A 10601-nucleotide genomic window follows, 5' to 3' on the forward strand; every position below is an offset into this window, starting at 1 on the left:
GGCCTGGCCGCCCCCGTACACGCCAGGAGAATCCAGCTGCAGAATGGGGTTCCTGTCGTGACCGACGGGCCGTATCCCGAAACCCAGGAGGTCCTCGCCGGCTACACGATCGTCGAGTGCGAAAGCTTCGACCGGGCGACCGAGATCGCCGCGCGGCTGGCGAACTGCCCCCACCCAGGGGATGCGACCGGGGAAGTGGTGGACGTGCGGCCGATCCTCGAGGGCCGCAGCGAGCTGGAGGCGTAACCACCGCCGTGACCGGTAACAACGTCGAGGGCCTGTTGCGCCGGCTGGCGCCGCAGGTCCTCGGCGCGGTGGTACGGCGCTACGGGCATTTCGACACCGCCGAAGACGCCGTGCAAGAGGCCCTGATCGCGGCCACCACGCAGTGGCCGCACGACGGCATCCCGGACAATCCTCGCGCCTGGCTGATCGCGGTCGCCTCGCGCAGGCTGACCGACCTGCTGCGCAGCGAGCAGGCGCGCCAACGCCGTGAAGACACCGTCGCCCGGTGGATACTGCCCGACCGGTGGCTGGCGCCCGCCGCCGACCGGCCGGCGTCGGAGTCTGACGACACGCTCATCCTGCTGTTCATGTGTTGTCACCCCTCGCTGTCGCCGGCATCGCAGATCGCGCTGACCTTGCGGGCGGTCGGCGGCTTGACCACCGCGGAGGTCGCCCGTGCGTTTCTTGTGCCGGAGGCGACCATGACCCGACGCATCAGCCGGGCCAAGCAGCGCATCAAGGACAGCGGGATTCCCTTCGGCATGCCCCCGGGCCCGGAGCGCACCCAACGGCTCGGCGCGGTGCTCCACGTGCTCTACCTGATCTTCAACGAGGGCTACGCCGCTACATCAGGGCCGAGTCTGCAGCGCGCTGAGCTGTCGGCCGAAGCGGTCCGGCTGGCCCGCATGGTCCACCGGCTGCTGCCCGATGACGGCGAGGTGACGGGGCTGCTTGCGCTGATGTTGCTCACCGACGCGCGCCGGCCGGCGCGTACCGGGCCCGATGGCGGGTTGATCCCGATGGCCGAGCAGGACCGAAGCCGCTGGAACGCCGGCTGCATCGCTGAGGGCGTGGCGCTCATCACCGACGCGCTTCCCCGGGGGGCAACCGGCCCCTACCAGCTCCAGGCGGCGATCGCCGCGATCCACGACGAGGCGCCATGTGCCGAGGCGACCGACTGGCCACAGATCATGGCGCTGTATGCGCTGCTTCTGCGGACCTCCGACAACCCCGTGGTGGCGCTGAACCACGCCGTCGCGGTGGCCATGGTCCAAGGCGCGCACGCGGGGCTTGACCTGCTCGGAAGGCTCGAGGCCGACGAGCGGACCGCTGGGGACCACCGGCTCCACGCGGTCCGCGCGCACCTGCTGGAGATGGCCGGCGACCGCGTGGCGGCGCGCGACTCCTACCAAGCGGCGGCCCGGCGGACAACCAGCCTCCCGCAACAGCGCTACCTCCGCGCCCGAGCCGCCCGCCTCAACGACGACCAGTGAGCCCGTGCCGCCGTCAGGACCTTCGCGGGTCAGCCGGACCCGCCACACAGTGTTGGTCACCGCCCGCTCCTGCTCGGCACCTGCGACCAGCGCGGCAACCTCACCGACGCCGGCGGCGGCGTCGATACATCCGCGTAGGATCTCCCTCGGGCGCCCAGGGCTCCGAGCCCCTGGCGGGCGAGGGGGGATGCGGGCTGATCGCGTGGCTGATCCGGCACGGGGAGAGCGAGGGCAACGCCGGGCTACCGACCAGGAGCCCGGGCGACTCGGCCCTCACCGCCAGGGGCGTCGAGCAGGCCGAGCTGGTCGCAGCCGCCTTCGACGGGCCGCCCGGGCTGATCGTGGCTTCGCCCTACCGGCGGGCGGCCCAGACCGCCGCGGCGACCGTGGCCCGGTTCCCGGCCGCCCCGCGCGAGGAGTGGCCGGTGCAGGAGTTCACCTACCTGGGCCGGCTGCACGGCCGGCTCACCACCGCGGCGGAGCGGCAGCGGCTCCGGGAGGCGTACTGGGCCCGGGCCGACCCCTGGCGCGTCGACGGCCCGCGGTCCGAGTCGTTCCAGGACGTGCTGGGCCGGGGGCGGGACATGCTGGAGCGGCTGCGTGGCGTGGAGCGGCTGCCTGGCGTGGGTGCGCCGACCGTGGCAGTGTTCACCCACGCGCTGTTCATCCGGGCCACCCTCTGGCCGCTGCTCGGCGGCGCCGGCGACGTGAGCACCGAGGAGATGCGCCGCTTCCGGGCGTTCGCGCTCGGCTTCCCGATCCCGAACGGCGCCGTCGTGGAGTTGCGCTTCGCACCCCGGGACGGCGTCGCGGTGGGCGGGGTCTCCACCGCCCACCTCCCTCCGGAGCTGGTGACCGGGACCGGCGGGTCGCGGGCGGCCCCGGTCACCAGCTCCGGCGGCCGGCGCCGTAGCGGCCGGACGCGGTAGGCTCCGCTCGACCAGCAACGCGTGATGGCCTTCCCCAGTCCAGGCCAGCGGCGCCGGGAGGTAGGGCCGCCAGTGACGATTCCCCGACGCCTCGGCTGGGTCTGGCGTACCCCGCCCGAGGCGCTGCCCTCGGGGCTCGAGGCGATGCTCGTCCGAGCGGCCGACGCCACCTCGACCGAAGGCCCGGGGGGCATCGACTACGCGGCCAACTACCGTGCCTGGAAGCGGGCGCTCGGGCCCCGGGTGCTGCCCTGGACGCGGCTCGGCCCGCCGGCCAGCACCGACGGCATCGCCTCGGCCGAGGTGGTCGCCGCGGCCGCACCCGGAGAGCTCCTCTACGTCGTCGAGATCCAGGGGAGCCTACCCGACACCGAGGTGGTCGCGTTCGCGAACCGGCTGCGCGCGCTCGTACCGGGCGCACTGCTCGGCTTCTCGAGCTACCCGACCCGGGCCCAGGCCTCCAGTCACGGCGTCCCCTGGGACGCCTGCGTGGCCGCCTTCGACCTCGGCCTGCCCCAGGTGCACTTCCCGAACCAGCGCGCCGAGCTGGCGCGGGTCGTCGCCGACCACCGGGGCCGCGGCGTCCACATCGCCGTCTCGCCGGGCGACGACTCCGGCTGGGCGGCCGCCGCCACGACCGGCATCACGCAGTACCTGGGCGCTTCGCTCTGGCGCCACGGCCTCGACCAGTTCACCGCCTGGGCCCAGCAGCTCGGCGACGTTCAGGGAGGAGACGAGTTCGACATGGCGACGATCGCCGATCTCGAGAACGCGGTCCGCAAGGTGCTGAACGAGGGCACCGGCCAGGGCCAGGCGTCCTGGGCCGCGACCAGCGCGGCCGGGTTCGCGGCCACCCAGGCCCTGCCCGACCGGCTCGACCGGGTGGACCACGTCACCCAGGCGACCAAGGAGGCCGTGGACGCCCTGCACCTCACCCTGACCGACGGCGAGGTGCAGGCGATCGCCGGCGCGGTCGCCGCCAAGCTCTCCGACCTGCCGCCGGCCACGCTGACCGACGGCGAAGTGCAGGCGATCGCCGACGCGGTCGCCGCCAAGCTCATAGACATCCCGCTGGGCACGGTCGCCCTGGACGAGACCAGCATCACCGGGGTGGGGGAGGAGGTCTCCAACCGGGTGGCCGACCGCCTCGGCCCCGGCGTGATCGCGGCCCTGCGGGCCCAGTTTCAGAAACCTTGACCGGGCTCCGCCCGGACCTGCGAGGAGTCCGCCTGGCGGCGGGCAGCCCAGCCATTCCGACGGCCAGGGTTCGGCCGTCAGGTCAGCTCGCCGGGAGGCGGCAGGCCTTCACCACCTGGCGGTAGTCGGCCAGGGCGGCGTCGAAGCGGGCCGACGCGCTCGCGCCCGTGATGAGCGAGGGCATGCCCTCCTTGAGCGCCCGGCTGGAGCTGATCTTGCCGTCGAAGAGCTCGTTCATGTACTGGGTGTGCTCGGCCAGGGCCTTCTCGACCTGGACGGCGTAGGCGAGGCTGCGGTTGGCCCGGTCGACCGCCCGCACGCAGGCCGGGGTGGGCTTGGTCTGGGTCACCACCCGCGTGGTCGGCCGGGCGCCGGCCTGGGTGCCCCGGAACGCCACCCCGAGGAACACCCCGAGCAGCAGAGCGCCGAGCACGGCGACCACCGCCTGCCTGCGCAGCCGGCGCAGCGCGCTGGTCGCCTGGATCGCCCGGGGGCTGGCCCCCGTCCCGAGCGAGGAGAAGTAGCGCTGGTAGCGGGTGTCGAGGTCGCTCGCCTGGCCCTTGCGATCTGGAGGCATCCGTTTCCTCCCCCGAGCTGTCACCGCCCCCGTCCGGTCGCGGCTCCGCTGCATGAGCCCTGGACGCGTGCGATTTGCGTGCTTCCGAACCATGTTCCGCCCGGCGTCAATGGCGACGGACCTGTGAAACCGGTTCGACGGCCGGGCCGCCTGCCTGCATCCTGTGTATCTGGAACAGCCGACGGGAGGGCGACGATGGACGACCGGCCGGCGGGTCCGCTGGCCGTGGTCCCGGGCGGCAAGGTGCCGGTGTGGCTGTGGACCCGGCTCGACGAGGTCGAGGCCCAGACGCTCGCGCAGCTCGAGCGGATCGCGGCGCTGCCCTGGGTCTTCCATCACGTCGCGGCCATGCCCGACATCCACCTCGGCAAGGGCGCGACCGTCGGCTCGGTCATCGCCATGGTCGACGCGGTCGCCCCGAGCGCCGTCGGGGTCGACCTGGGCTGCGGGATGGCCGCGATGCGGACGCGGCTGGTCGACCGGGACCTGCCCGACGACCTGGGGCGGGTGCGCGCGGCCATCGAGGCGGCCGTCCCGGTCGGGTTCGACGCCCACCCGGACCCGCCCCGCAAGGGCACCCCGCAGTGGGGCGGCTGGGCCGAGCTGGAGCGCTCCTACCGCTCGCTCGACCCGCACGTCCAGTCGGACAAGCAGTACCGGCGGTCGGCCTGCCAGCTGGGCACCCTCGGCGGCGGCAACCACTTCATCGAGGTCTGCCTGGACACCGAGGGCGCGGTCTGGGTGCTGCTCCACTCCGGGTCGCGGGGTGTCGGCAACCAGCTCGCCCAGGTCCACATGGCCCGGGCCAGGAAGCTGGCCCACAACGCCGACCTGCCCGACCCCGACCTGGCCGTGTTCCTGGCCGGGACCCCGGAGATGGAGGACTACCGCCGCGACCTGTACTGGGCGCAGGAGTACGCCCGGCGCAACCGCCTGGTCATGCTCGAGCTCATCCGCGACGCGGTCGAGCCGGTGATCGGCCGGCCCCTGGGCGTCTCCCTGACCGTCCACTGCCACCACAACTACGTGGCCGAGGAGCACCACTTCGGCGAGGACGTGCTGCTCACCCGAAAGGGCGCCATCCGGGCCGGCAAGGGCGACCTCGGCATCGTCCCCGGGTCGATGGGCGCCCCGTCGTTCATCGTGCGCGGCCTCGGCAACCCGAACGCGTTCGAGTCGGCGCCCCACGGCGCCGGCCGGGCCATGAGCCGCAACGCGGCACGCCGGCGCTTCACCCGCGAGGACCTGGTCACAGCCATGCGGGGCATCGAGGCCCGCACCGACCTGGGCGTGGTCGACGAGCACCCGGGCGCCTACAAGGACGTCCGCAAGGTGATCGAGCAGTCCAGCAACCTGGTCGAGGTCGTCGCCGAGCTCCACCAGGTCGCCGTGGTCAAGGGCTGAACCCTCGAGGTGGCGGGGCGCGGGAGCCTGCCGCACGCCGCTGCTCAGCCACTGGGCCTGGTGCAATGCGTGCTCAGTGGGTGCGCAAGTCTACGAAAGGGTCCGGGCGGACAGAACGTGCGCGGTCGCTGTGTGTACGTGCTGGTACGCGGTCACCTGGGGCGAGTGGCTCGCGCACAGCCGGTAGCATCCGGCTGGGCGTCGTCGGGGCGAGGAGGGATCATGCATCCGGTGCTCGGGCAGGTCGACTGGGAGCGGGAGGCCGGGGACGCGGTCGAGCTGCTCCGGGCGCTGCTGCGGTTCGACACCTCCAACCCGCCCGGGAACGAGGCCGAGTGCGTCGCCTACCTGGCCGACTGGCTCGCCGAGGCGGGGCTGGACCCGGAGGTGCTGGCGCCGGCGCCCGGGCGGGCCAACCTGGTGGTCCGGCTGCGGGGCGGCGACGAGCCGCCCCTGCTGCTCAACGGCCACGTCGACGTGGTCGCCGTCGAGGCTGGACGGTGGCGCCACCCGCCGTTCGCGGGCGAGGTGCACGACGGCGCGGTCTGGGGCCGGGGTGCGGTGGACATGAAGCACATGGTGGCGATGAGCGCCGCGGTGTGCCGGCTGCTGGCCCGGCTCGGCGTCGCGCTCCGGCGCGACCTGGTGTTCGCGGCCGTGTCGGACGAGGAGGCCGGCTGCGCCATGGGGAGCGCCTGGCTGGTCGACCACCACCCCGACAAGGTGCGGGCGGGCTTCGCCCTCGGCGAGGCCGGCGGCTTCACCCTGCACGTCGGGGGCCGGCCCGTCTACCCGGTCCAGGTGGCCGAGAAGGGGGTGTGCTGGGTCCGCGCCCGGGCCCGGGGGGCGACCGGGCACGGCAGCCTGCCGCGCGACGACAACGCCGTGGTCCGCCTGGCCGAGCTGCTCGCCCGCGCCGGCCGCACGCGCCTGCCGCTGCAGCCCTCGCCCGAGGTCCGCCGGTTCGTCACCGACCTGGCCGCGGCCCAGCCCCGGCCCGCCCGCGACGTGCTCCCCCTGCTCCTCCGGCCGCGCTGGTCGGGCCTGGTGCTCGACCGGCTGGTGCGCGACCGCTCGGCCGCCCGCGCGCTCAACGCGGTGCTGCGCAACACGGTGACGCCGACCGTGGTCCGTGCCGGCAGCAAGACCAACGTGATCCCCGGGGAAGCCGAGGCCGAGCTGGACGGCCGGGTCGCGGTCGGGTCGAGCGAGGCCGAGCTCCTGGCCGAGCTCGGGCGGCTGGCCGGGCCGGACGTCGACCTGGAGGTGCTGCGCAGCTTCCCGCCCACGGTCGCCTCGCCCGACACCCCGCTGTACGCGACCATCGCACGGGTGGTGGCCGAGCACCACCCGGGCGCGGTCGCCGTGCCGAGCATCACCCCCGGCTTCACCGACGCGAAGTTCTGGTCGCGGCTCGGCACGGCCTGCTACGGCTTCACCCCGGTCCGCTTCGAGCGCGGAGACGGCGCCTTCGTCGACTTCTTCCACGGCGACGACGAGCGGGTTCCGGTGGCCGGGCTCGCCGTCGGCCTGCGCATGCTGGCCGACACGGTCGCCCGCTTCTGCTGCACGGACCCGGTGGGCGGGACGGCGGGCGGGTAGGAAACGGCCCGTCCGGGCCACGACGAGCGAGGAGGCGGCATGCGGGTCTGCGTGATGGAGGAGGCGGCATGCGGGTCTGCCTGATGATCGAAGGGCAGGAGGGCGTCACCTGGGACGACTGGCTCGCCCTGGCCGGGGCGTGCGAGCGGTACGGGTTCGAGGCGCTGTTCCGCTCCGACCACTACCTGTCGGTGCAGGGCCGGCCGGAGCGGGACGCGCTCGACGCCTGGGCGACCATCGCGGCCCTGGCCGCGCGGACCGAGCGCCTGCGGCTCGGCACCCTGGTGTCGCCGGTCACCTTCCGCCACCCCTCGGTGCTCGCCAAGCTGGTGGTCACCGCCGACCACGTCTCCGGCGGCCGGGTCGAGCTGGGGCTCGGCACCGGCTGGAGCGAGCCGGAGCACCGGGCGTTCGGCTTTCCGCTGCCGGGCGTGGCCGAGCGCGTGGACCTGCTCGCCGAGCAGCTCGAGGTCGTGCACGGAATCTGGACCGGGCCGTTCGACCACCAGGGCGCCCGCTACCGCCTGTCGGGCGTGGACGCCCGCCCCCGGCCGGTCCAGCGGCCCCACCCGCCGCTGCTGGTCGGCGGTGAGGGCGGGCGGCGCTCGCTCGCGCTCGCGGCCCGCTGGGCCGACGAGTACAACACGATCAGGGCCACGGTGGAGGACTGCCGGGCCCGGCACGAGCGGCTCCGGGCGGCGTTCGAAGCGGCCGGGCGCGACCCGGCGTCGGCCCGGCTGTCGCTGATGACGACCTGCATCGTCGGGGCCGACCGGGCCGAGGTGGCCGAGCGCGCCCGCCAGGCCGCCGAGCGGGTGGGCCAGACCGACCTGGCCGGCTACGTGGCCAAGGTCGACCGCGAAGGGGTGATCGGCACGGTGGACGAGGCCGTCGCCCGCCTCACCGAGCTGGAGGCGGCCGGCGTCGGCCGGGTCATGCTCCGCCACCTCGTCCACGACGACCTCGACATGGTCGCCCTGCTCGGCCGGGAGGTGCTCCCGAACGTCGGTCAAGGGTCGGCGCCGCGTCCCAGCACGCCGGGCCGCGAGGAAGCCGGGAACACGCGCGCCGTGGGTCCTTGACCGGGTCCGGAGGCCGTCGCGGCCGACCGGCCCATCCCGGGCGCTCCGCCCGGCTCGCCGGCCCGGCCCCGGTCGCCCGGCCCGGCCCGGTCGCCCGGCCCGGGTGCTCGGCCCGGCCCGGGTGCTCGGCTCAGCCCGGACGGTTGGTGAGGGCCTGGGCGGCCATCGTGAGGTACTCGCGCAGCGGGGCGTCGAGGTGCGGAGGGAGCGCGAGCGTGTCGACCGCCGCGGTCATGTGCCGCAGCCAGGCGTCGCGCTCGGCCGGGCCGATCGCGAACGGGGCGTGCCGCATGCGCAGCGCGGGGTGGCCGCGGCGCTCGCTGTAGGTCGCGGGCCCGCCCCAGTACTGGATCAGGAACAGGCGGAGCCGCTCCTCGGCGTCGGCCAGGTCCTCCCCGGGGTACAGGGCCCGAAGCACCGGGTCGGCGGCTACGCCCTGGTAGAAGTGGGCGACCAGACGCCGGAAGGTCGCCTCGCCACCGACCGCCGCGTAGAAGCTCACCGCCTGGGTGCCGCCTGGTTGCTGGCTCATGCCCTCACCGTACCGGCAGCGCCCGGGCGTGGCCAGGCGCCACGGCCACACCGGCCGGAGCAAGATGGACGGGTCGGTGGTGAACTGGCTCAACGGCCCCTGTTCCGGGAGGACTGAGAAGGTGGACGCGACCGCGACCCGGCTCGAAGCGCGCCTGCGGGCCGGGCACCGGGTGGTGACTGCGGAGCTGAGCCCGCCCAGGCACGCCGGCACCGGCGTGCTGCGGGCGGAGGCGCGCGCCCTGCGGGGCTTCGTCGACGCGGTCAACCTGACCGACGGCAACCGCGCCATCGTCCGCATGAGCCCGATCGCCGCCGCCGTGGTCGTCCACGCCGACGGCGTCGAGCCGGTCGTCCAGCTCACCTGCAGGGATCGCAACCGCATCGCGCTCCAGGCCGACCTGCTCGGGCTGCCCGCGCTCGGGCTGCACAACGTCTTGCTGCTGCGGGGCGACGATCCCGCTCTGGGCGACCATCCCGACGCCAAGCCGGTCTTCGACCTCGACGGCACCGGCCTGCTCGCCGCGGCCGACCGGATGCGCCGCGAGGGCCGGCTGCTGTCGGGCGGGCGGGTCGCCGAGCCGCCGTCGCTGTTCCTGGGTGCCCCCGGAGACCCCGAGCGCGACCTGGCCGCGGTCCAGGCGAGCCAGGCGGGCACGGGCGGGCCGCCGGTGCTCGCCGCCAAGGTGGCCGCGGGCGCCGACTTCGTGCAGACCCAGGTCGTGAGCGACCCGGTCCGGTTCACCCGCTGGATCGACCTGGCCGGAGATGCCGGCCTGCTCGACCGGGTGGCCGTCCTGGCCGGGGTGTTCGTGCTCGACTCGGCCCGGCGGGCCGAGTTCCTGCGCGACAAGGTCCCCGGGGTGGTCGTGCCCGACGCCACCGTGGCGCGCCTGGCCGGCGCCCGCGACGAGCGCGCTGAGGGCGTCGCCCTCGCGGTCGAGCTGGTCGGCAAGCTGCTCGCGGTCGACGGGGTCCGGGGCGTGCACCTGATGGGGCTCGGCCCGGCCGAGGACCGCTGTGCGGTGGTGGAGGCGGCCGGCCTGCTCGACGAGGTCCGTGCGGGCGGCAGCCCGTGAGGCCGGCCGTCTCGGCTACCGGCTGACCACGCTCGGGCCGCTGTCCTTGGTGAGCTGGAGGAGCAGGTCGTGGCAGCGAGCCGCCCGGCTGACGTCCTCCTCCCGGACCTGGCGGATGAACTGGGCGACGTCCTCGTGCCCCGCGGCCGCGGCGTCCTGCAGGTACCTGCCGTAGGTCTCGGCGCCCTGTAGGGCGTGGTACTCGATGCTGACGAGGTCGTAGACGATGTCGTCGGTAACGGTGTGCGTGCTTCCCATGCCATTCCCTCCTCTGCCATTCCCTCCTCGACGGTCGTGCGTACCGCACTGGGCGGAGCTACCACGGTGGCGCCCCGGTAAGCCGGTGGCGCCCCCGGTAATCCGCCCGCCCGAGCCGGGCGGCGTTCTCCGTGGCCGCCGCTCACGACCTCCTGCACCGGATCGTATTGACGCCCGGTTCCGGTGGTACGCACGCCAGGCACATCTGTCGAGCATGACGCGGACGAGGAAGAACGTGATGGGCTTCGGGGAGCGAGAATGGCGGCATGGGCACGGCCGGAGGGTGGATGGTGGTCGACGGCGGCAGCGGCCGGCCGGTCGGGCTCGCCCGTGCGCCCACCCCAGCCGGCGCGCTGGCCACCCTGGCCGAGGCGGCCTGGCCGCTCGCCTTCCACGACGGCGCCGAGCGGGCCGAGCTTGCCAGCGCCTTCGGCGCCCGCGGG

At 74.6% G+C, this 10601-nt stretch carries 11 protein-coding genes; 8 read left to right on the forward strand and 3 right to left on the reverse strand.

Translation table 11 applies throughout. The features are described from left to right. From VG276_30145 to VG276_30160, 4 genes are all read left to right on the forward strand, one after another. Positions 1-246, forward strand: a 246-nt coding sequence (locus VG276_30145) for a YciI family protein (protein ID HEV8653546.1), incomplete at its 5' end; no start/stop codon positions are given. 8 nt (positions 247-254) lie between these two features. Further along, entirely contained in the window at positions 255-1499 is a 1245-nt protein-coding gene (locus VG276_30150) for a sigma-70 family RNA polymerase sigma factor (protein ID HEV8653547.1), read from the forward strand. Further along, positions 1496-2428 carry a histidine phosphatase family protein gene (locus tag VG276_30155; GenBank protein HEV8653548.1) on the forward strand — a complete coding sequence of 311 codons (933 nt, stop codon included), beginning with the start codon at positions 1496-1498 and terminating at the stop codon, positions 2426-2428. The genes VG276_30150 and VG276_30155 overlap by 4 nt, the downstream gene beginning before the upstream one ends. Before the next feature lie 72 nt (positions 2429-2500). Then, positions 2501-3625 carry a hypothetical protein gene (locus tag VG276_30160; protein HEV8653549.1) on the forward strand — a complete coding sequence of 375 codons (1125 nt, stop codon included), beginning with the start codon at positions 2501-2503 and terminating at the stop codon, positions 3623-3625. An 82-nt stretch (positions 3626-3707) separates the two neighbouring features. On the opposite strand, the gene VG276_30165 is transcribed toward VG276_30160, so the two are convergent. After that, positions 3708-4202 carry a hypothetical protein gene (locus VG276_30165; GenBank protein ID HEV8653550.1) on the reverse strand — a complete coding sequence of 165 codons (495 nt, stop codon included), beginning with the start codon at positions 4200-4202 and terminating at the stop codon, positions 3708-3710. Positions 4203-4397: 195 nt separating this feature from the next. Between VG276_30165 and VG276_30170 the strand changes: the two genes are divergently transcribed. From VG276_30170 to VG276_30180, 3 genes are all read left to right on the forward strand, one after another. Further along, positions 4398-5606 carry an RtcB family protein gene (locus tag VG276_30170; GenBank protein HEV8653551.1) on the forward strand — a complete coding sequence of 403 codons (1209 nt, stop codon included), beginning with the start codon at positions 4398-4400 and terminating at the stop codon, positions 5604-5606. Between the two features lie 222 nt (positions 5607-5828). Beyond that, entirely contained in the window at positions 5829-7208 is a 1380-nt protein-coding gene (locus tag VG276_30175) for a M20/M25/M40 family metallo-hydrolase (protein HEV8653552.1), read from the forward strand. Positions 7209-7276: 68 nt separating this feature from the next. Further along, positions 7277-8290 carry a TIGR03560 family F420-dependent LLM class oxidoreductase gene (locus VG276_30180; protein HEV8653553.1) on the forward strand — a complete coding sequence of 338 codons (1014 nt, stop codon included), beginning with the start codon at positions 7277-7279 and terminating at the stop codon, positions 8288-8290. A gap of 130 nt (positions 8291-8420) precedes the next feature. Here the strand turns inward: VG276_30180 and VG276_30185 are convergent, their stop codons facing one another. Continuing rightward, positions 8421-8822 carry a globin gene (locus VG276_30185; GenBank protein HEV8653554.1) on the reverse strand — a complete coding sequence of 134 codons (402 nt, stop codon included), beginning with the start codon at positions 8820-8822 and terminating at the stop codon, positions 8421-8423. A gap of 121 nt (positions 8823-8943) precedes the next feature. Here VG276_30185 and VG276_30190 point away from each other — a divergent pair, with 121 nt between their 5' ends. After that, the gene (locus tag VG276_30190) at positions 8944-9900 is read left to right on the forward strand and encodes a methylenetetrahydrofolate reductase (GenBank protein ID HEV8653555.1); all 957 of its coding nucleotides are present in this window, start codon (positions 8944-8946) and stop codon (positions 9898-9900) included. A 15-nt stretch (positions 9901-9915) separates the two neighbouring features. Here VG276_30190 and VG276_30195 read toward each other — a convergent pair whose 3' ends face one another. Continuing rightward, positions 9916-10158: a hypothetical protein gene (locus VG276_30195; protein ID HEV8653556.1), complete on the reverse strand. Its 243-nt coding sequence runs from the start codon at positions 10156-10158 to the stop codon at positions 9916-9918. Positions 10159-10601 lie beyond the last annotated feature (443 nt).

Source organism: Actinomycetes bacterium (assembly GCA_036000965.1).
GTDB lineage: Bacteria > Actinomycetota > CALGFH01 > CALGFH01 > CALGFH01 > DASYUT01.

Excerpts from the sequence above, each read along its gene's own strand:
- VG276_30185 (HEV8653554.1), bottom strand. The coding sequence starts at position 8,822 with ATGAGCCAGCAACCAGGCGGCACCCAGGCGGTGAGCTTCTACGCGGCG.
- VG276_30170 (HEV8653551.1), top strand. The coding sequence starts at position 4,398 with ATGGACGACCGGCCGGCGGGTCCGCTGGCCGTGGTCCCGGGCGGCAAG.
- VG276_30165 (HEV8653550.1), bottom strand. The coding sequence starts at position 4,202 with ATGCCTCCAGATCGCAAGGGCCAGGCGAGCGACCTCGACACCCGCTAC.
- VG276_30195 (HEV8653556.1), bottom strand. The coding sequence starts at position 10,158 with ATGGGAAGCACGCACACCGTTACCGACGACATCGTCTACGACCTCGTC.
- VG276_30180 (HEV8653553.1), top strand. The coding sequence starts at position 7,277 with ATGCGGGTCTGCCTGATGATCGAAGGGCAGGAGGGCGTCACCTGGGAC.
- VG276_30175 (HEV8653552.1), top strand. The coding sequence starts at position 5,829 with ATGCATCCGGTGCTCGGGCAGGTCGACTGGGAGCGGGAGGCCGGGGAC.